The following is an 18,755-nucleotide window of genomic DNA, read 5'->3' as shown; positions in this document are numbered from 1 at the left end:
AACACTAGCCGTTGTCGCGGGCGGGGGCCGTTATTCGTGATCACTCTGCCGCCGACAACCGGGCATATCTGACACTCGATGCGCCCGGCACGAGGTGACCGACATCCTCGGAACGAGGTGGCCGACACAGCCGGAATGGGCGCGGCGGGAGGGGGTTTGCCGTCGGCCGCCGGTAACCTCGACGCGGTGAGTGGGCACCAACGGTACGGCGACATCTTCTCCGGGCACGCGCGCAAGCAGAAGCGGGAGGTGCCCCGCGTGGTCGCCGAACGCGACCTCGTCGCCGAGGACGCGGCCACCGGATTCTGCGGCGCCGTAGTCGGATTCGACCGCAGCTACGACGGCGAGTTCGTCAAACTCGAGGACGGGCGCGGGCGGGTTCGCCTGTTCGCGTTGCGGGAAGCGGCGTTTCTGATCGACGGCCAGCCGGTGACACTGGTGAAGCCGACCGCCTCCACCCCAGCGCAGCCGACCCGATCCGCTTCCGGTTCCACGCGAGTCGAAGGATTGAAGGCACGCGTCGCGCGCGCCAGCCGCATCTGGGTGGAGGGTGTGCACGACGCCGCCTTGGTCGAGCGGGTGTGGGGCCACGACCTCCGGGTCGAGGGCGTGGTGGTCGAACAACTCGAGGGCCTCGACCACCTCGGCGCCAAACTCGCGGAATTCCAACCCGGCCCGACCCGCCGCGTCGGCGTCCTGGTCGACCACCTGGTCACCGGATCCAAGGAAACCGGCCTCACCCAGGGCCTCGGCCCCAACGTGCTGGTCACCGGCCACCCCTACATCGACGTCTGGCAGGCCGTCCGTCCCAAGGCCGTCGGCATCCCCGCATGGCCCGACGTCCCGCGCGGCGAGGACTGGAAAACCGGCATCTGCCAGCGCCTACGCTGGGGCACCCCGCAGGACGGCTGGCGCCGCGTCTACAACTCCGTCAACTCCTACCGCGATCTGGAAACACCCCTGATCGGCGCCGTCGAACGACTGATCGACTTCGTCACCGAGCAGGAGTAGCCCGCCAGTTATCCTCGAATGCATGAGCTCCCCGAGTGCATCTCTCACGGTCTGGGCCGGGTCCTGGCTGGCCGGGCAGAGCGCCCCTGACGACGTGTTGGACGCGTTGCGCGCCTGGGCTCCCCGGCAGACGGTGGCCGCGGGGGATCCGGTGACGGGTGGGCATACGGGGTTGCCGTGGGCGTCGGATGATGAGCCCGAGGCGGTCGCGGGGGCCGGAATCATGGTGCTGCTCAAGCTCATCCGGGAAGCGATGAACGGGGCCGAGGCGCAAGTGCGGCTGGTGCTGCCGATTCCGGGGGATGTGCGCGGGATGCCGGTCGGGACCGAATTCGCCGCCGCGGCAACGGAAGCCGGCGAAGGGCTGCTGATCGGGGCACCCGGCACGAACGGGACCGGGCTGGTTCCGGTGTGGACCGATGAGGACGCGCTGCAGTGGCGGGTGTACTCCACCCCGATCCCCCTGACGCTGGCGCCCGAAATGCCCTTGGGCGAGGCCGAATACAGCATGCGGGAGGCCGTGCGCGACGCCGCCGACGCCTTGCAGCAGCTGCAGACCACCCGGCTCGGGTCCGGGGGCGTGGGGCCGCGCGAACTCGTCGAGGCCGAACTCGCCGGACATACGAGACATCAGTATCCCGACTCCATGCCGCTACGGGCCCGCCGCATTCTCGACACCGCCGATCAGGTCGCGGCGATTCTCACAGTCGCCGAACGCGAACCGGCGTCCGCACCGACCTCGGCCACGGCCGTCGCCGCACAGGAAGCCTTGCTGAGGCCGCTGTGGAACGCGATTCGCGCGGCGCGATTGGCGGCCGTGCACGCTCGCTGAGCGGTGTCCGTTTTGTTCAAGACTTCGGACTCGGGGCGCACCTAGGGTTCGGTTCATGGGTATTCGACTGAACGCAATCGAGATCGTGGTTTCCGATATGGCCGCGTCGGTGGCCTTCTACCGGCGGCTCGGCGTGGAGTTCGCGGAGGGAGCCGAGGGCGCGCCGCATGCGGACGCGGAACTCGGCGGCGGCATCAAACTCATGCTCGACACCGAGGAGACAATCCGCTCCTTCCGCCCCGAATGGGCAGCCCCGCAGGCTCCCGGCCGACTCGGCCTCGCCTGCGAATGCGGTTCCCCCGCAGGCGTGGACGAGAAATTCGAGGAACTCCTGGCCGCCGGATACCGCGGCGAACTGAAGCCGTTCGACGCGTTCTGGGGACAGCGCTACGCCACGGTGCTGGACCCGGACGGCAACAGCGTCGACCTGTACGCGGCGTCGGCCTGACGGTCAGCCGCCGGGCGTCCCGAGCAGACGACTCGGCGGCATTCCCGCCAGCTGCCGGATTTCGCGCGTCAGATGCGCCTGATCCGCGTAGCCGCAGGCCGCCGCGACATCCGCTAGCCCCATGCCTTTTCGGGCCGCGGCCAGCGCGCGCTGCATTCGCAGTACGCGGGCCAAGGTTTTCGGGCCGTAGCCGAAGGCGGTCAGTGACATTCGATGCAGTCGACGTGGACCGGCTCCCACTTCGCCCGCGGTCGCCGACACCGACAGTCCGGATTGGAGTGACGTCACGATGTAGCGGAGTAGCGGGTCGGCCGGATCGGTTTCGCTCGCGCGCCACGCGGCGATCTGTTCGAGACCGGCCGCGGGATTGGCGGCCCGCTCTATAAGGTCCGACGCGCGACGCACGTCGGCTGCGGACCACAGGTCCGTCAAATCGACCCTGGCGTCGCGTAGTTCGCAGGCCGGGACACCGAGGAGACCGGGAGCGGTTCCCGGATAGAAGCGGATTCCGGTGATCGGGCCGGTGAACCCTGAGGGCGGGCGGTAGGCGCGGGTGTCGGGGCCCGCGACCGAGAGGCGGCCGTTCATCCAGAGCAGGTCCATGCTGCCGTCGGGCAGGACCGGCAGATCGGTGTCGGAGACGCCGCCGCGCGTCCACAGCGTTGCGCCGGCGACGGACGAGGGTCGCTCCCGATAGCCTTGGGGCGGGTGGATATTCGTCAATGCACCCTCCGATCACCGTGAAAAGCGCTGAAAAGCACCGTTGTTCGGCATTCCATGCGAACATGCATCGTTTGCGCGTTTGCACTCGATGCAAGATTGCACGTTATGCCGTCGCGGGCTCGGCTCAATCCTTGACTTCGACCACGCGTTCGGCCTGGCCGGGCTTCCAGATCGTCACCTCCAGTCGACCGTCCACGATCTCGACCGAGGATGCGCCGGTGATGTCGGCGACGTAGAAGGGCTCGAACTTGCGGCCGCGCAGGTCGAAGCCGGATTCCTCGAACAGGGCCTCGGCGAAGCGCTGGTGCAGCGCCTGATCCTGCAGATCGTGCACGGTGCCGAACAGTTTGACGTCGCCGTCGCTGACCTGCGTGTCAACCGTGGCCGTGTGCAAGCAGAAGCGCGGATCACGCGCTAGATCGGCGAACTTCGTGGTGTTGGGCATCCCGGCCAGAATCAGATGCTCCTCGAACATGCGCGGCTCGAGCGGACTGATGCGCGGGAAGCCGTCCTTGCGCAGGGTCGCGAGCATGCAGAGGTTGCCGGTGGCGGCGTGACGACGGGTGAAGATGGTCGAGATACGGGGTGCTGCCGTGACGAACTCGTTCCATGACGTCATGGTCGCGACCGTACTCGCGGGGTACGACAACATCGACCCCTCATGGATCGTCGATCTCTGTTTGAATGGCCCGATGTCGTTCTCCCGTCGCGTCGCGGTGCTCGCCGCGGCGCTCCTCGGTTGTGCCGTTCCCGCTGTCCCCGCGAATGCCGTGATCGGCGGCGCCGAAACCACGACCGGTGACTATCCGTGGCTCGCCGCGGTCGGCACCCCGCTGTTTCTCACCCGGGCTTCCGGCCAGTTCTGCGGTGGCGAGCTGATCGCGCCCGACCGGGTGCTCACGGCCGCGCACTGCGTGGAGCTCGCGCGACTGCTGCCGCAGACCCTGACCGTCACCTTCGATCGCAGCGATCTGAATTCGCGCGAGGGAACGACCGTGGCCGTCACGGCGGTTCGCCTGCATCCGGGTTTCCGCACCGACACCGTCGACGGGGTCGACGTCTATCACCACGACATCGCCGTCCTGACCCTCGCGCACCCGCAGAATCGACCGATCGTGCCGATCGCGTCCCCGTCGGGCGGCACCGCCACCGTGCTCGGCTGGGGCGGCACCTCCGACGGCGACGAGTCCAATACCGTCCTGCGGCGCGCGACCGTGCCGATGGTCTCGGATGCCGACTGCACGGCCGCCTACCCGGGCGCGTTCGATGCCGCCGAGATGGTGTGCGCCGGTTCGACCGAGGCCGATACCGGTGAATTCGACAGCGGCGGGCCGCTACTCGTCGACGGGAAGCTGGTCGGCATCACCTCGTGGGCGCGCGGCGCGGCCCTGGCCGGATACCCGGGTGTCTACGCGCGCCTGCCCGCCGACTTCTGAGCGCTCACGCCCGCGACGCCGACTGGTCGAAGGCGAACACTCCCTTCGGGTCGTAATGCTTGGCGATGCCGCGCAGCCGGGAGGCGTTATCGCCGTAATAGGCACTCGCCCAGTTGGATAGGCCGGGGTCGATGTAGTTGACGAAGGCCGTGTTTCCCGTCAGGTCGCCGAGTCCGTCCCGCACCTCGTTCACCGCGGCGCGGGCTTCCGGCGTGGTGGCGCCGACGTAGATCTGGGCGGTCGCCAGAGCGCCACGATACGGAAAAGCGGTGTCCTTCGCGCCGATTCGCGCGGGCGCTCCGGACAGACTGTCCAGCAGGATATCCATGCCCTGGCGGCCCGTAAGCAGGGCGGTCAGGCGGCTCGGATCGGCGAGCGGCTTGGTCAGCACCCGCGAGGACGCGGTGAACGACTCACGGCCGAGCACTCCCCCGCCGTTCCAGTTCGGGCGGCACTGCGCCACCGAATAGTTCGCGCAGCCACCGAAATACATCATGGCCGAGAGGTAGTCCTTCGATAGCGAATACCTGTTGGTCGGTTGAGTCTTGGTGGCGGCGACCAGCTTGTCGACGAGCGCGTTCAGATTGCTCTCGGAGCCGACGTAGCAGCCGTTGATCCGGCAGGTCGGCGGGCTGCCCGCGGAAATGCCGAGGGTGGACCAGAATTCGTCGGGGGCCGAGGCCGTGAAGGTCTGCCAGGCGGCCAGCACGTCGGTCAGCGATCCGGCCGGGAAGCGGACCTGGAAGACCGCCAGTTGCGGTGCGGCGACGGTACGGAAGGTGAACGAGGTGACAATGCCGAAGTTGCCGCCACCGCCGCCGCGCAGCGCCCAGAACAGGTCGGGCTCGGAGGTCGCCGAGGCGGTCCGCAGCGTCCCGTCGGCGGTGACCACCTGCGCCGAAACCAGGTTGTCACAGGTCAATCCGTACTTTCCGGTCAGCACGCCGATACCGCCGCCGAGGGTCAGGCCGGAAATGCCGACGGTCGGACACGAACCGGCCGGTAGGCATCGGCCCGCCTGCGCCAGACCCGAGTACACGTCCATCAGCCGGGTACCGGCGCCGATCACCGCGGTCCCGTCCGGCTTCACCTCCACCCCGCTCATGCCACCCAGATCCACGACCAGTCCGTTATCGGGTGTCGAGTATCCGCCGTAGCTGTGCCCGCCGCTGCGCGCCGCCACCGGAATCCGCGCGCTCGCAGCGGCATTCACGCACGCCTGCACATCGGAGGCATTGGCGACCTGCGCTACCGCCGCGGGCTGTCTGGTGTCGAACGCCGGATTGAAGGCCAACTTGGCCGTCGAATAGCCCGAATCGGACGGCAAATTCAGCGTCCCCGCGAGGCGCTGCCGCAATCCTCCCCAATCCACCTGCCCCGCAGGCGGTTCCGATGTCGGTGCCGCTGTCGGCTCCGCGGCCGGAGCCTCCGGTTCACACCCGGTCGCCGACCCGAGCGCCGCCAAGCCGACGCCGACTCCGGCCGCCCGCAGCAGATTTCGCCGATTGAACGCCATACTGGCGCACCTCCCCCGAGGTAATTGCCCGGCCACCTCCCAGTCTGCCGGGCACACACGAACCACTCAACGGTCCGTTATCGCGACCTTGAAAGGTCGCGTTTCACTCGGCCAGCAGACCGTCCGCCAGATGCGCCCAATCAGCGAGAACCTGCTTGCGCCGCAATCGATCCCGGCCCACCATCTCGTCGAGCGTCGCCCCGCGCACCAGGTTGATGGTCAGCCAGAACGCGGACTCCAGTCGGTCCCGCGACACCTCGATGAAGCGGCCGCACGCGTCGAGCAGCTCGACGGTCAGATCGTGTTGCACGCGCAGCATCTCCCGGCGCAATTCGCGGTCGTTGGCGATGCCGACGTACAACTCGACCGCGGCCTTGCCCAGCTTCCCCGAGAAGGGCGCCGTCACCAGTTCGACGAGCACCTCACCCGCCGACGACTCCCCCGGCAGCGTCCGCTCGCGCCGCTGCAGCGCCTCCCGCTGCCGCAGCGTCAGATGCTCGATGGTCTGGGCGAACAATTCCTGCCGGGTATGGAAGTGGTGCAGCTGCGCGCCGCGCGTGACCCCGGCCCGCGCGGTGATGTCCGCGATGGAGGCGCTCGCGTACCCCACCTCGGCCAGGCTGTCGATCGCCGCGTCCAGCAGCAGCGCACGGGTGCGGAGGCTCTTCTCCTGATGCTTGTTCGGGGGCAGACCGGATACCACCTGGTCAGTCTAGCGGCCTGTCGAAATTGCGTGCACCCTTGCATGTAATTGGGTGTCGGTCGTAATGTGACGGCCATGCCCGTCGATCGCCTGCTGCCCACCACCGAAGCCCGCGACCTCATCGAACTCACCCGCGATATCGCGGACAAGGTGCTCGAGCCGAATGTCGTCGAGTACGAGAAGCAGGCGCGGTATCCCGCCGAGGCGTTCCGGGCGCTCGGGGCCGCGGGGCTGCTGAGCCTGCCGTACCCGGAGGAGTTCGGCGGGGGCGGGCAGCCCTACGAGGTGTATCTGCAGGTGCTCGAGGAGCTGGGCGCGCGGTGGGCGGCGGTCGCGGTGGCCGTCAGCGTGCACAGCCTGTCGTGCCATCCGCTGTTCGCCTACGGCACCGACGAGCAGAAGCAGCGCTGGCTGCCGGAGATGTTGTCGGGCAATCTGATCGGCGCGTACAGCCTCTCGGAGGCGCATGCCGGATCGGATGCGGCCGCGCTGCGCTGCCGGGCGGTCGAGACCGACGGCGGGTATCGCATCACCGGCACCAAGGCGTGGATCACCAACGGCGGCAAGGCCGATTACTACACCCTGTTCGCCCGCACCGGCGAGGGCTCGCGCGGCATCTCCTGCTTCCTGGTCCCCGCCGACATCGAGGGACTCTCGTTCGGTAAGCCCGAGGAGAAGATGGGCCTGCGCGCGGTCCCCACCACCAGCGCCGCTTACGACGACGCCTTCCTCCCCGCCGACCGCCTCGTCGGCGCGCCCGGCCAGGGCCTGCCGATCGCCTTCAGCGCCCTGGACTCCGGCCGCCTCGGCATCGCCGCGGTCGCCACCGGCATCGCCCAGCGCGCCCTCGACGACGCCGTCACCTACGCCAAGGACCGGGAGGCCTTCGGCCGCCCCATCATCGACCACCAGGGCCTCGGCTTCCTCCTCGCCGATATGGCCGCCGCCGTCGGCGCCGCCCGCGCCACCTACCTCGACGCCGCCCGCCGCCGCGACGCCGGCCTCCCCTACTCCCGCCAGGCCAGCATCGCCAAACTCACCGCCACCGACGCCGCCATGAAGGTCACCACCGATGCCGTCCAGGTCTTCGGCGGCTACGGCTACACCCAGGACTTCCCCGTAGAGCGCTACATGCGCGAAGCCAAGATCACCCAGATCTTCGAGGGCACCAACCAGATTCAGCGGCTCGTCATCGCGCGGTCGCTGGCCAGCGACTGATCACGGGGTCGCCGGGCGGCGGGCGGCCAGGAAGAGGTCGTGTTCCGGGATGGCCGCGGGGTGGTCGGGGAGGAATTCGACTACTCGTTCGCGGACGATCTCGAGGCCCGCGTCGGTCAGGAGGCGGTGGAAGTGTTCGGGTGGGTAGCTGCTGACCGTGACCGGCTGGCCCATGAATTCGATGTCGAGGGATTCGACGTCGGCGGGGACGGTGGCGAAGAGGAAGATGCCGCCGGGTGCCAGCCAGTCGGCGAATTTCAGTAGGGCCGTGTCGATTTCGGTGCGCGTCAGCTGGAGCAGTGGGAAGAAGGCGATGACCGCGTCCCACGTTCCGGGTGGATACGAGAGCGTGCGCAGGTCGGCGATTTCGAAGTGGGCGGCGGGGACCTGGGTGCGGGCGATCTCGATCATTTTCGGGGAGACGTCGCAGCCGGTGACGTCGTGCCCGGCCGCGGCCAGGAGTTCGGCGGTGGGGCGGCCGGTGCCGCAGCCGATATCGAGGATCTTCGCGGTGGCGGGGAGTTCGGCGAGCAGCCATTCGAGTTCCTCGCGCTGGGCGGTGAGGCCGGCGAAGGCCTGTTCGTAGTCCTTGCCCAGCTCGTCGAACACTTCGGCTGCCGAAAGTCCCATGCGGACAACGGTAATCGACCCGGTGGTCGCGGGCGATGCGAAAGCGGCGGATCGGCTAGTTGCGGCCGAACCAGCGCCGCCAGCCGGTCGGGCGCGGGGGCTCGCCGTCGGGGTCCTGGAACGAGACGTTGATCGGCGCACCGGCCGGGATGAAACGGACCTGGTCGTGGATCTGGCCCGCCATGCCGACGGCGGTGACGAAATCCATCACCCGGACGTTGGCGGCATCCTCCGCACCGCCGAGGACGACCGGGTGGCCGAGGTCGTAGATCTCGGAGTCGTTCGGGTGCAGGCCCTGTTTGGCGGCCGTGACGGCGAGCATGGCGCGCAGGTAGTCGTCCTGACCCGCAGCGGTCTGGAGTTCCGCGTTGCATTCGTCGAGGGATTCCCACTCGCGAGTGATCTTCCCCCAGAACACATCCAGGTACCAGACGCCATCCTTGGCGATGAAGAAGACATCGCCGAACGGCGAGGTGAACACCGGAGCGAGGCCCTCCACACCAATCCATACCCAGCTCTGCAACGCGTACTGATACTGCTCGGGCGTGAACCGGCGCAACAACTCAACTTCCACCACAAATCGGACAGTACCCGAGAGCTCCTGCGCCCCAGCGAATATCGAAAAAGGGCCTCACCGGGATGTTCCCCGATGAGGCCCTTCCGGTATTACGCCGTGGCCTGGCGCTTGGGCAGCTTCCAGCCCGGGCGCGGGAAGTGGCAGGTGTAGCCGTCCGGGTAGCGCAACAGGTAATCCTGATGCTCCGGCTCGGCATCCCAGAACGCGCTGGCCGGGGTCACCTCGGTGACCACCTTGCCGGGCCACAGGCCCGAGGCGTCGACGTCGGCGATGGTGTCCTCGGCGACCCGCTTCTGCTCGTCATCGAGATAGAAGATGGCCGAGCGGTAGCTGGTCCCGATGTCGTTGCCCTGGCGGTCCTTGGTGCTCGGATCGTGGATCTGGAAGAAGAACTCCAGCAGCGCACGGTAATCCGTCTGCGCCGGGTCGTATTCGATCTCCACGGCCTCGGCGTGCCCGGGGTGATTGCGGTAGGTCGGGTGATCGTTGCGCCCGCCCGTGTAGCCGACCCGGGTCGAGACCACACCCGGCTGCCGCCGGATCAGATCCTGCATGCCCCAGAAACATCCACCGGCCAGAATCGCCTTGCGCGTGTCGGTCACGCTTCCTCCTTCGTGAACAGGGACTTGTACTGTCCGTAACCCTCGGCCTCGAGATCGTCGAGGTGAATGAATCGCAGCGCCGCGGAATTGATGCAATAGCGCAGCCCGCCGGCCTCGCGCGGCCCGTCGGGGAAGACGTGCCCGAGATGGCTGTTCCCGTTGAACGAGCGCACCTCGGTCCGCACCATGAAATGGCTCGTGTCCCGCTTCTCCACCACGTTCTCGGACTCGATCGGCTTGGTGAAACTCGGCCACCCCGATCCGCTCTCGAACTTGTCCGTCGACGCGAACAACGGCTCACCCGAAACGACGTCCACATAGATCCCGGGCTCATGGTTGTCCCAGTACTCCCCCGTGAACGCCCGCTCGGTCCCATTCTCCTGCGTGACGTGGTCCTGCTCAGGCGACAGCGCGGCCACGGCCGCCGGATTCCGGTTGTACTCCCGTGTCACTTGACCTCCTTTATCGGCCTCAGCTACAACCAACCCTGCCTGCTGGAAAGTCCGGCCTCAACCCCGCGTCATACTTCCGTCACCATTGGGTGGCCGGGGGCGTCGTTCACCGGCGGAAACGGCCCGGACAGGCATACTCACCTGCGTGAGCGCGGCCGACAATGCCACCGATGATGGCAACGACACCGATGACAGTCAGGTACCGGCGTGGGCGCGGCGGACCGCTGGGGAGTCGCGGTGGGCCGCGACGGCGGCCATGGTCGGGATTCTGGTGGTGCAGTTCTATCTGCCGAACCAGTTCGTCGCCGGGCCGCGATGGCTGGTGCCGGGGATCGGACTGACCCTCATGCTCATCCTGATGGTCGCCAGCCCGTTCCGATTGGATCGCGAAGAGTTCTGGCTGCGCCGCTTCAGCCTGGCCCTGATGGCGGTGCTCGGGTTCGCCCTGGTCTGGTCGGTGTACCACCTGGTGCTGGGACTGGTGAACGGGAAGGTCAGCGACAACCCGGCCGGACTGCTGAGCTCGGGCGGCGGGATCTGGCTGAGCAATGTACTCGTATTCGCGCTCTGGTACTGGGATCTGGACCGCGGCGGCCCCGCCGCCCGAGCCCACGCCCGCAAGCCCTACCCCGACTTCCTCTGGGTCCAAATGCAGAATCCGGAACTCGCCGACCCCGACTGGGAACCCCAATTCCCCGACTACCTCTACCTCTCCTTCACCAACGCAACGGCTTTCAGCCCCACCGACGTCATGCCCATGTCCCGCTGGGCGAAAACCCTGATGATGATCCAATCGGCGATCTCCCTGATCACCGTCAGCCTGGTCATCGCCCGCGCGGTGAGCGTCCTGAAGTGAAATCCGCGAGACCCTCGCTTATTTCAGCGTCGACATCTGGCTGGCCAGCCAGCGCCCGTCGGGCTGTTCGTCGACCGTCATGGTCATCGGAACCGTCTGCTCCGTCGGCGTCGGTGCGGAGAGGTTGGTGGTCGCCTGCTTCACGACGACGATCACCTCGGCCTTGCGATTGCCGAGAGATGCCAGACCGCAGTGTATTTCGGACAACTTATTGTGGACCTGCTGCGACACCATTCTGTCCTTCAGCGCCGCACGCGTAGTCACGAAGTCCTTCCTCAGGTCTCCGGTGGAGGCGGCCAGCAACGCATCGAAGGTCTGATCGACATTCGTGTAGTCGTAGGTGCCGATCAGCCTCGCCACGTCACATGCGGCCTGCTGGGCCGCCGTCGCCTCGCTGCTCAGCTGAGATGCGGAGAGTTGCGCGCGCAGATCGTCGGAGGTGTTCTTCTCTCCGGAGTAGAGGACCGAACTGGTCACCGTTCCGGCGATACCCAGCACCGCCACCGCAGCGGCGATCACCCACGGGATGATCGCCCGCCCGGGCGAACTCGGCTGGGGCGGGTGGTATTGCGGCGGAAGGCCGGTGGACGCGTAGTACGGCAGCGGGGCCTGCACCGGCGGTGCGGCGACCGGAACCGGGGACGCCTGCGGCGGGATCGGCGTGGACTCCGGTGAAGTCGGCTGCGAATCAGCGGAATTCGGCTGTGCATCGGGTGTGGGCGCGGTCATGGGTACTCCCCCTTTTTCGAACGTGCCCCGCGATGCTATCCGCTGATTCGAACCGGTCGGATTGTGACCTGTCCTGGCGAACTGGTCAGCGGTTGAAGAACATGTCCGCGACGACCATGAGGACGGCGACCCCGACGAAGGCGGCGGCGAAGCCGATGGATTGGCCGATGGTGCCGACGATTCCGGCGGTGAGGAACAACGTGAGGACGGGGGCCCAGACGAACATGTCGGGCGGGCCGAAGGTGCGCTTCTTGCGGGTGGCCGTGGCGCTGGGGGCGGGCTGGCGACGTTGCTGGGTGGCGCGTCCGGGTGTAGTCACCTGGGCGAGACTACAATTCGCCGGCTGTTCGCGCGACCTCGGGGCGGCGTGGCGGGAGAGCGCAGCAGCCGACGGCGCAGGGGGTGCCGTTGAGAGTGCAGCCGAGAGCGGTCATATCGCTCAGACGCGCCGGGGTCGCGCCGGAAATGTGCTCCTCCACCAGGTCCGCGACCATCTGCGCGAAGCGGGCGTCGGGGCCGGGGGTGGCGGCGCGGGCGAAGGCCATACCCAGTTCGGCGGCACGGTCTTTCGCCTCGTTGTCGAGATCCCAGATGACCTCGAGGTGGTCGGAGACGAAGCCGACAGGGCACACCACGACCGCGTCCACGCCCTGTTCGGAGAGCGCGTCGAGGTGGTCGACGATGTCGGGGTCCAGCCACGGGACCTGCGGCGGCCCGGAGCGGGACTGCCAGACCAGGTCGTAGGCGTCGAATCCGGTTGCCGCGGCGCACAATCGGGCCGCCTCGGCGACCTGACGGCTGTAGAGGCGCTGCTCGGTGGTCGGCCCGGAGGCGATATCGGCGGAGACCGGCACCGAGTGCGCGGTGAACACCAGGCGCGCCGAATCCCGCTTGTCCTGCGGCAGTTCCGCGACAGCCGCGCGAATCGCGTCCGCGAAGGCCGCGATGAACAGCGGATGGTCGAAATACTGTCGCAGCTTGGTCAATTCGGGCGCGTCGGCCACGGCGGCCCGGGCACGCACGATGTCCTCGTGATACTGCAGGCACCCGGAGTACCCGCCCCACGCCGAGGTCGGGAACACCAGCGCCGACCGGATCCCGTCGGCGTGCATGCGCTCCACGGTGTCCTCGACCATCGGATGCCAGTTCCGATTGCCGAAATACACCGGCAGATCGATTCCGCGCGCGGCGAATTCGGCCTCGACGGCCTTGATGATGTCCAGATTCAAAGCATTGATCGGCGACACCCCGCCGAAGTGCAGATAGTGCTGCGCGACTTCGGCGAGACGCTCGGGCGGGATGCCCCGGCCCCGAGTGACGTTCTCCAGGAACGGCATCACGTCTTCGGGGCGTTCCGGGCCGCCGAAGGACAGGAACAGCAGCGCTTCGGCGGCCACGGAAAACTCCCTTCAGACTTGCGGGCAGATCAGTTCGCGCCGAAACCGTCGGCCGGGAACCAGGTGTTGTGCGAGGCGCCGCCGTCGACGTAGATGATCGAACCGGTGGTGCCCGGCAGCCAATCCGACAGCAGGGTCACCACGGACTTGGCGACCACGGTCGGGTCGTCGACATCCCAGCCGATCGGGGACGCGCCGTCCCAGTAGGTGTTGAGCATGTTCAGCTGCTTGGCGTCATCGGTGGCGGTGCCCGCGATGGCCTTGGCGGCGAGGGTCTTGATCGGGCCCGCGGCGATCAGGTTGGAGCGAACCTTCTTGGCCTCGCCCACCTCTCGCGCCACGTACCGGTTCACCGACTCGAGCGCGGCCTTGGCCACACCCATCCAGTTGTAGTACGGCATCGCGGTGCGCGGATCGAAGTCCATGCCCACGATGGAGCCGCCCTCGTTCATGACCGGCAGCACGGCGCGGGCCAGCGAGGCGTAGGACCACGCCGAGATCTCGAACGCCTTGGCGGCGTCGGCGCCCGGGCCGTCCAGGAACGGCAGTGCCTCCGGACCCATCAGGGTGCGCGGCGCGAACGCGATCGAGTGCAGCACACCGTCGATGCCCTCGGGCGCCAGTTCGCGAACCTTGTCGGCGAGCTCGGCGAGGTTCTCCTCATTGGTCACGTCCAGGCCGATGGCCGGGGGGACCTCCTGCGGCAGGCGCTTGGCGATGCGGTCGATGAGCCGCAGGCGCTCCGGAATACCGGTGATGATCACCTTCGCGCCCTGCTCCTGCGCCTTGGCCGCGGCGTGGAAAGCGATGGACGAGTCGGTGATGATGCCGGTGATGAGGACGGTTTTGCCGTCGAGCAATCCAGCCATGGGGTGGTCGGTTCTCCTCGTTATCAGAATGCTGGGGACGTGGCGATCGGGTCGAGCCTGAGCGAGAAGCTCAGTGGCCCATGCCCATACCGCCGTCGACGGGGATGATGGCGCCGGAGATGTAGGACGCGTCGTCGGAGACCAGGAAGCTGATCGCGGCCGCGACATCCTCGGCCTCGCCGATGCGGCCGGCGGGGATGAACTCGAGGACGTTCTTGCGCATCTCCTCGGTCATGTCCTCACGGGTCATGTCGGTGTCGATCAGGCCGGGCGCCACCACGTTGGCGGTGATGTTGCGCTTACCGACCTCACGGGTGATGGCACGGGCCATACCGATCAGGCCCGACTTGGAGGCCGCGTAGCTGACCTGCGCGGGCGAACCCATCTGGCCGACGACCGAGCCGAGGAAGACGATGCGGCCGAAGCGGTTCTTGAGCATATTGCGGTTGGCCCGCTGGGCGACTCGCCACGCACCGGTGAGGTTGGCGTCGATGACCTTCGAGAACGAATCCTCGGTCATGCGCATCAGCAGCGTGTTGTCCACGATGCCCGCGTTGGCGACGACGACCTCGACCGGACCCTGGTGCGCCTCCACCTCGGTGAACGCGCGATCGACCGATTCGCTATCGGTCACATCGCATTTCACGCCGAAGAGACCCTCCGGCACACCCGAACCGCGATGCGTGACGGCGACCTTGTGGCCGTCGGCGAGCAGGCGCTGGGCGACCGCGAGACCGATGCCGCGGTTGCCTCCGGTCACCAGTACCGACCGGGATGTGATGTTCGACATAGACGCAAACCTATCTGTTCGTATTCGGGAGTCGGCGCGCGGTACCGAGTTACGGCAGTCGCTGACGATAGAGCAGCGCGGCGATCAGACCGAGGGCGGTCACCACCAACCCGGCCAGCACCCACGCGCGGCTCGCATCCGCGATGGTCTTCTCATAGCCGATCTGCTCTTCCAGATGGGCGTAGACATTCTTCAATTCTTCGAGCGTGGAGGCGGTGAAGAACTCGCCGCCGGACAGCTTCGCGATCTCGCGCAGCGAGTCGTCGTCGACGGGGACGCGCACGCGCTGCGAGCCCTTGCCGTCCTGATCCGGGATCTCGACGGTGCCCCACGTGGTGCCGAACGAAATCGTCGACACCGGAATGCCTTTCTCCTTCGCCAGACGCGCGGCGGTGAAGCCGTGGCGGGGATTCTCGACATCCTTGTCGTCCGGCACGGTCTGCTTACCGTCGGACATGAGCACGACCTGGGCCGGCGGCGGCTTCTCCGCGCCACCCAGCACCGAGGCCAGGGTGTCGATGGATTGCAGGGCGGTCAGAATGCCCTCACCGGTGGCGGTCCGCTCGGCCAGCTTCATATTGTCGATGGCCGCCTTGACCGCTTCGCGGTTGGTGGTCGGCGACACCTGCACCGAGGCGGTGCCGGCGAAGGTGACCAGACCCAGGTTGATACCGGGGGTCAGATTGTCCGCGAACTCCTTGGCGGCCTTCTTGGCCACCTGAATTCGGCTCGGCGGCACGTCGGTCGCCTCCATGGACAGCGACACGTCGATCACCAAGATCACCGTGGCGCGATTGCGCGGCACCTTCTTGGCCGCGGTCGGACCGGCCGCCGCGAAGGTCAGGAAGATCAGGCCGACCAGCGTGATCGCCACGGGCACATGCCGCCACGCGCGCGGCTGCCGGGGCGCCACCTTCTCCAGCAACTCCATATTGGAGAAGCGCAGCACATGCTTGCGCCGCCGCTGCTGCATCAGGATGTAGATCAGCGCCGCCAGCCCGATCACGACCAGGAACGCCAGCCACGCCTCGTGCGCGAAATTCGAAAGGCTGAAGGTCAAATCGCCAATAGTCACTGCCGCGGCACCCGTCCGGCATTCGGGGCGCCGAAGGTGTGGCGCCGGGTGGACACGAATCGGACCACGTCCGCGATCCAGTCGCGATCGGTGCGCAGCGTCATCACCGGCGCGCCGCAGCCGCGCAGCGCCTGCTCCACCTGATTGCGATGCTGCTGCGCCGCACGCGCGAAATCGGCGCGGAGCGTGGGGGTCACACTGAATTCCCGGGTCCGGCCCGTCTCCGGGTCGTGCAGGACGACGTCGCCGATGTCCGGGAGTTCCAGATCGCGGGGATCGAGCACCTCGACGCCGAGCAGATCGTGGCGGCCGGAGATGGCGCGCAGCGAACGCTGCCAGTCGATCTCGCCGAGGAAGTCCGAGATCACCACGGCCAGACCGCGTTTGCGCTGCGGCCGGCGCAGGGCCTCGATGGCCTCGCGCAGATCACCGCGCACCCCGTCGGGGGCGTGCGGGGCGGTGGCGATCCGGCGCAGCAAGGCCTGCTCGTGCACGCGGCCGCTGCGGGCCGGAATGCGGATCAGTTGCTGGCCATTGGCCACCACCGCGCCGATCCGGTTGCCGCCGCCGCTGGTCAGATGCGTGACCGCGGCCGCCGCGGCGACCACCAGATCCCGCTTCTCGCACAGCGCGGTACCGAAATCGAGGCTGGCCGACAGGTCGATCACCAGCCAGGTCTCGAGTTCCCGGTCGGCGATCATCTGCCGCACGTGCGGGTGGGTGGTGCGGGCGGTCACCGACCAATCCATCTGCCGCACATCATCGCCCGGCTGATACATGCGGGCATCGCCGGGCTCGGAGCCGGGACCCGGGATCAGGCCCAGGTGGTCACCGTGCAGCACGCCGTCCAGGCGCCGGCGCACGGTGAGTTCGAGCGTCTTCAACGCCGCGGTCAACCGGGGATCGGTCAACTGCCCCTGCCGGAACGAGGGCGGGGCGTGCGTGGAGTCGCTGGGAGGTGAGATCGTCACGGGCGCAATCGATTCCGACGGCCTCACTTGGGCTGGGGCTGACCGGGGACTCCGGGCGCGTGACCATTGGGCGGCTGCGGAATGCCCTGCGGCGGCTGCGGAATACCGCCGGCCGGGGCCATACCCGGCTGGCCGCCGTGCGGGCCCATCACCGGCGGCTGGGCCGGGGCGGGCATCGGAGCGACAGGGGCACCCGAGGCGCCGGCCGGGGCATTGGCCTGGGCGGCGACCTGCGGCAGGCCGACCGTCTGCAGCACGCGCTTGATCACGTCGTCGGGGCTGACCTCGTCGGCCAGGGCGTCGTAGGACAGCACCAGGCGGTGGCGCAGCACGTCCGGGATCACCTCGACGACATCCTGCGGGACCACGTAGTCGCGGCCGCGGATCAGGGCGACGGCGCGCGCGGCGGCGATGATGCCCAGCGAGGCGCGCGGCGAGGCGCCGTAGGAGATCCACCCGGCGACATCCTGCATGCCGAAGTCGGCGGGCTTGCGGGTCGCGGCGATGACGCGGACCACGTAGTCGACCAGCGCATGGTGGACGAAGGTATTGGCGGCCACGCCCTGCAGGCGGACCAGCGCCTCCGGATCGAGAATGCGCTTGGCCTCCGGCGGGGTGACACCCATCCGGTAGATGATCTCGCGCTCCTCCTCGACCGAGGGGTAGTCGACGACGACCTTGAACAGGAAGCGGTCGCGCTGCGCCTCGGGCAGCGGGTACACGCCCTCGGACTCGATCGGGTTCTGGGTCGCCATGACCAGGAACGGATTCGGCATCGGGTAGGTCTTGCCGCCGATGGACACGTGCCGCTCGGCCATCACCTCGAGCAGTGCGGACTGCACCTTGGCCGGCGCGCGGTTGATCTCGTCGGCGAGCACGAAGTTCGCGACCACCGGGCCCAGCTCGGTATCGAACTCCTCGCGGCCCTGGCGGTAGATGCGGGTACCGACGAGGTCGGTGGGCACCAGGTCCGGGGTGAACTGGACGCGGGAGAAGCTGCCCCCCACCACCTTCGCGAAGGTCTCGACCGCGAGGGTCTTGGCGATGCCCGGCACACCCTCCAGCAGGACGTGACCCTTGGCGAGTACACCGACCAACAGCCGCTCGACCAGCCGATCCTGGCCGACGATCACGCGTTTGACTTCGTAGATCGCCTTCTCCAGAGTCTGGACATCGCGCTCGAGGGTGTTCGAAGCCGAGGGCGGCGCATCCTTCACCGTGCTTACCCCGCTCACACCGTCAGTCGAAGTCACCAACATCCCCGCTTTCGCCTTGGTCTCTGTGCGTTCCGCCCCAACTATTCCAGGTATCTCGCGTGATTGCCGCACCCGGCTGCGATCGGCGCGCGAATTTCGGCGCTGAAATGTGTGTTTCAGCTATTTCGCGGCCGGATCGCCGTCACGGCGAGTCAGTTCACGCAATGCCTTCTCCGACGGGGTGCCGGGCTCGGCGCTGTAGAGGACCAGGGCGCGGACGCCCGGGTCGGCGGGCAGATTCAGGAATTCGAAGTCCAGGTGCAGAGCGCCGACGCGCGGATGGTCGAGGTGGTAGCGGCCGTGGGCGATATCGCTGACGTCGTGGGTCTCCCACATGTACCGGAATTGATCGCTGGCGGCGGTCATGGTGGCGACCAGGTTCCGCAGTGCCGTGTCGTCGGGGCGGGCGCTGGCGCGCAGGCGCAGGTAGGTGACGACGCGGCGGGCCACCTCGGGCCAGGTGGGGGCGGAGATCCGACGGATGTTCTCGTTCAGGAAGACCAGGTGCGCCCAGGTTCGTTCGGTGTCGGGGATGGTGGCGAAGTCGATGTCGAAAACCAAGGTGGCGGCGCGGTTCCAGGCCAGGATGTCGGTGTGGTGGCCGACCGCGTAGGCGGGGGTCGGGTCGAGGGCGTCGACGAGCTGGCGTAGGCGGGGGCGGACC

The 18,755-nt window shown here is 67.9% G+C and carries 22 protein-coding genes and 1 pseudogene; 6 read left to right on the top strand and 17 right to left on the bottom strand.

What is annotated here, in order from left to right:
- Positions 1-186 precede the first annotated feature (186 nt).
- Genes ACAM49_RS17870 through ACAM49_RS17860 form a run of 3 tightly spaced genes read left to right on the top strand, consistent with a single transcriptional unit; the run spans position 187 to position 2,291 of the window.
- Positions 187-1,011 carry a DUF3097 domain-containing protein gene (locus ACAM49_RS17870; protein ID WP_369636653.1) on the top strand — a complete coding sequence of 275 codons (825 nt, stop codon included), beginning with the start codon at positions 187-189 and terminating at the stop codon, positions 1,009-1,011.
- Positions 1,012-1,033: 22 nt separating this feature from the next.
- The gene (locus ACAM49_RS17865) at positions 1,034-1,843 is read left to right on the top strand and encodes a hypothetical protein (RefSeq protein ID WP_369636652.1); all 810 of its coding nucleotides are present in this window, start codon (positions 1,034-1,036) and stop codon (positions 1,841-1,843) included.
- A gap of 55 nt (positions 1,844-1,898) precedes the next feature.
- Positions 1,899-2,291, top strand: coding sequence for a VOC family protein (locus ACAM49_RS17860; RefSeq protein ID WP_369636651.1), 393 nt, complete (start codon positions 1,899-1,901; stop codon positions 2,289-2,291).
- Between the two features lie 3 nt (positions 2,292-2,294).
- On the opposite strand, the gene ACAM49_RS17855 is transcribed toward ACAM49_RS17860, so the two are convergent.
- Positions 2,295-3,014, bottom strand: a complete 720-nt coding sequence (locus ACAM49_RS17855) for a helix-turn-helix domain-containing protein (protein ID WP_369636650.1) — start codon at positions 3,012-3,014, stop codon at positions 2,295-2,297.
- Positions 3,015-3,138: 124 nt separating this feature from the next.
- Positions 3,139-3,633, bottom strand: a complete 495-nt coding sequence (locus ACAM49_RS17850; protein WP_369636649.1) for a pyridoxamine 5'-phosphate oxidase family protein — start codon at positions 3,631-3,633, stop codon at positions 3,139-3,141.
- Between ACAM49_RS17850 and ACAM49_RS17845 the strand changes: the two genes are divergently transcribed.
- On the top strand, positions 3,608-4,450 hold the full coding sequence (locus ACAM49_RS17845) for a trypsin-like serine protease (protein ID WP_369636648.1): 843 nt from the start codon (positions 3,608-3,610) through the stop codon (positions 4,448-4,450). The two genes, ACAM49_RS17850 and ACAM49_RS17845, sit on opposite strands and share 26 nt — an antisense overlap.
- A gap of 4 nt (positions 4,451-4,454) precedes the next feature.
- On the opposite strand, the gene ACAM49_RS17840 is transcribed toward ACAM49_RS17845, so the two are convergent.
- Together ACAM49_RS17840 and ACAM49_RS17835 are read right to left on the bottom strand one after the other, a co-directional pair.
- Positions 4,455-5,966, bottom strand: a complete 1,512-nt coding sequence (locus ACAM49_RS17840) for an FAD-binding oxidoreductase (RefSeq protein WP_369636647.1) — start codon at positions 5,964-5,966, stop codon at positions 4,455-4,457.
- Positions 5,967-6,069: 103 nt separating this feature from the next.
- On the bottom strand, positions 6,070-6,669 hold the full coding sequence (locus tag ACAM49_RS17835; RefSeq protein WP_369636646.1) for a TetR/AcrR family transcriptional regulator: 600 nt from the start codon (positions 6,667-6,669) through the stop codon (positions 6,070-6,072).
- A gap of 75 nt (positions 6,670-6,744) precedes the next feature.
- On the opposite strand from ACAM49_RS17835, the gene ACAM49_RS17830 reads away from it, so the two are divergent.
- Positions 6,745-7,887: an acyl-CoA dehydrogenase family protein gene (locus ACAM49_RS17830; RefSeq protein ID WP_369636645.1), complete on the top strand. Its 1,143-nt coding sequence runs from the start codon at positions 6,745-6,747 to the stop codon at positions 7,885-7,887.
- Here ACAM49_RS17830 and ACAM49_RS17825 read toward each other — a convergent pair whose 3' ends face one another.
- From ACAM49_RS17825 to msrB, 4 genes are all read right to left on the bottom strand, one after another.
- Positions 7,888-8,517 (bottom strand): class I SAM-dependent methyltransferase, encoded by a 630-nt coding sequence (locus tag ACAM49_RS17825; protein ID WP_369636644.1) that lies wholly within the window; start codon positions 8,515-8,517, stop codon positions 7,888-7,890. It abuts the gene before it with no gap.
- Between the two features lie 55 nt (positions 8,518-8,572).
- Positions 8,573-9,094 (bottom strand): hypothetical protein, encoded by a 522-nt coding sequence (locus tag ACAM49_RS17820; RefSeq protein ID WP_369636643.1) that lies wholly within the window; start codon positions 9,092-9,094, stop codon positions 8,573-8,575.
- Positions 9,095-9,183: 89 nt separating this feature from the next.
- Positions 9,184-9,696: a peptide-methionine (S)-S-oxide reductase MsrA gene (gene msrA, locus ACAM49_RS17815; protein WP_369636642.1), complete on the bottom strand. Its 513-nt coding sequence runs from the start codon at positions 9,694-9,696 to the stop codon at positions 9,184-9,186.
- Entirely contained in the window at positions 9,693-10,148 is a 456-nt protein-coding gene (gene msrB / locus ACAM49_RS17810) for a peptide-methionine (R)-S-oxide reductase MsrB (RefSeq protein WP_369636641.1), read from the bottom strand. The genes msrA and msrB overlap by 4 nt, the downstream gene beginning before the upstream one ends.
- Before the next feature lie 145 nt (positions 10,149-10,293).
- Between msrB and ACAM49_RS17805 the strand changes: the two genes are divergently transcribed.
- The gene (locus ACAM49_RS17805; protein ID WP_369636640.1) at positions 10,294-11,004 is read left to right on the top strand and encodes a hypothetical protein; all 711 of its coding nucleotides are present in this window, start codon (positions 10,294-10,296) and stop codon (positions 11,002-11,004) included.
- Between the two features lie 18 nt (positions 11,005-11,022).
- On the opposite strand, the gene ACAM49_RS17800 is transcribed toward ACAM49_RS17805, so the two are convergent.
- The 9 genes and pseudogenes from ACAM49_RS17800 to ACAM49_RS17760 form a co-directional block, all read right to left on the bottom strand.
- Positions 11,023-11,733: a hypothetical protein gene (locus tag ACAM49_RS17800; protein WP_369636639.1), complete on the bottom strand. Its 711-nt coding sequence runs from the start codon at positions 11,731-11,733 to the stop codon at positions 11,023-11,025.
- Between the two features lie 85 nt (positions 11,734-11,818).
- The gene (locus ACAM49_RS17795; RefSeq protein ID WP_369636638.1) at positions 11,819-12,052 is read right to left on the bottom strand and encodes a hypothetical protein; all 234 of its coding nucleotides are present in this window, start codon (positions 12,050-12,052) and stop codon (positions 11,819-11,821) included.
- A gap of 10 nt (positions 12,053-12,062) precedes the next feature.
- Positions 12,063-13,130 (bottom strand): ferrochelatase, encoded by a 1,068-nt coding sequence (locus tag ACAM49_RS17790; RefSeq protein WP_369636637.1) that lies wholly within the window; start codon positions 13,128-13,130, stop codon positions 12,063-12,065.
- Between the two features lie 29 nt (positions 13,131-13,159).
- Positions 13,160-13,999, bottom strand: a complete 840-nt coding sequence (inhA, locus tag ACAM49_RS17785) for an NADH-dependent enoyl-ACP reductase InhA (protein WP_040807519.1) — start codon at positions 13,997-13,999, stop codon at positions 13,160-13,162.
- Positions 14,000-14,069: 70 nt separating this feature from the next.
- A complete protein-coding gene (gene fabG1, locus ACAM49_RS17780) occupies positions 14,070-14,789 on the bottom strand; it encodes a 3-oxoacyl-ACP reductase FabG1 (RefSeq protein ID WP_040807521.1) in 720 nt (239 codons plus the stop codon).
- 49 nt (positions 14,790-14,838) lie between these two features.
- On the bottom strand, positions 14,839-15,864 hold the full coding sequence (locus ACAM49_RS17775; RefSeq protein WP_369636636.1) for a VWA domain-containing protein: 1,026 nt from the start codon (positions 15,862-15,864) through the stop codon (positions 14,839-14,841).
- Positions 15,861-16,835 (bottom strand): DUF58 domain-containing protein, encoded by a 975-nt coding sequence (locus ACAM49_RS17770; RefSeq protein WP_369636635.1) that lies wholly within the window; start codon positions 16,833-16,835, stop codon positions 15,861-15,863. The genes ACAM49_RS17775 and ACAM49_RS17770 overlap by 4 nt, the downstream gene beginning before the upstream one ends.
- A 23-nt stretch (positions 16,836-16,858) precedes the next feature.
- A complete protein-coding gene (locus tag ACAM49_RS17765; protein WP_369636634.1) occupies positions 16,859-18,094 on the bottom strand; it encodes an AAA family ATPase in 1,236 nt (411 codons plus the stop codon).
- 117 nt (positions 18,095-18,211) lie between these two features.
- Positions 18,212-18,755: pseudogene (locus ACAM49_RS17760) on the bottom strand (transcriptional regulator); the annotation flags it as partial.

The sequence above is a fragment of the Nocardia sp. JMUB6875 genome (assembly GCF_041154655.1).
In the GTDB taxonomy this organism is placed as follows: domain Bacteria; phylum Actinomycetota; class Actinomycetes; order Mycobacteriales; family Mycobacteriaceae; genus Nocardia.
The sequence above is the reverse complement of the archived record's forward strand: the minus strand, read 5'-3'. Positions and strand labels throughout refer to the sequence as shown.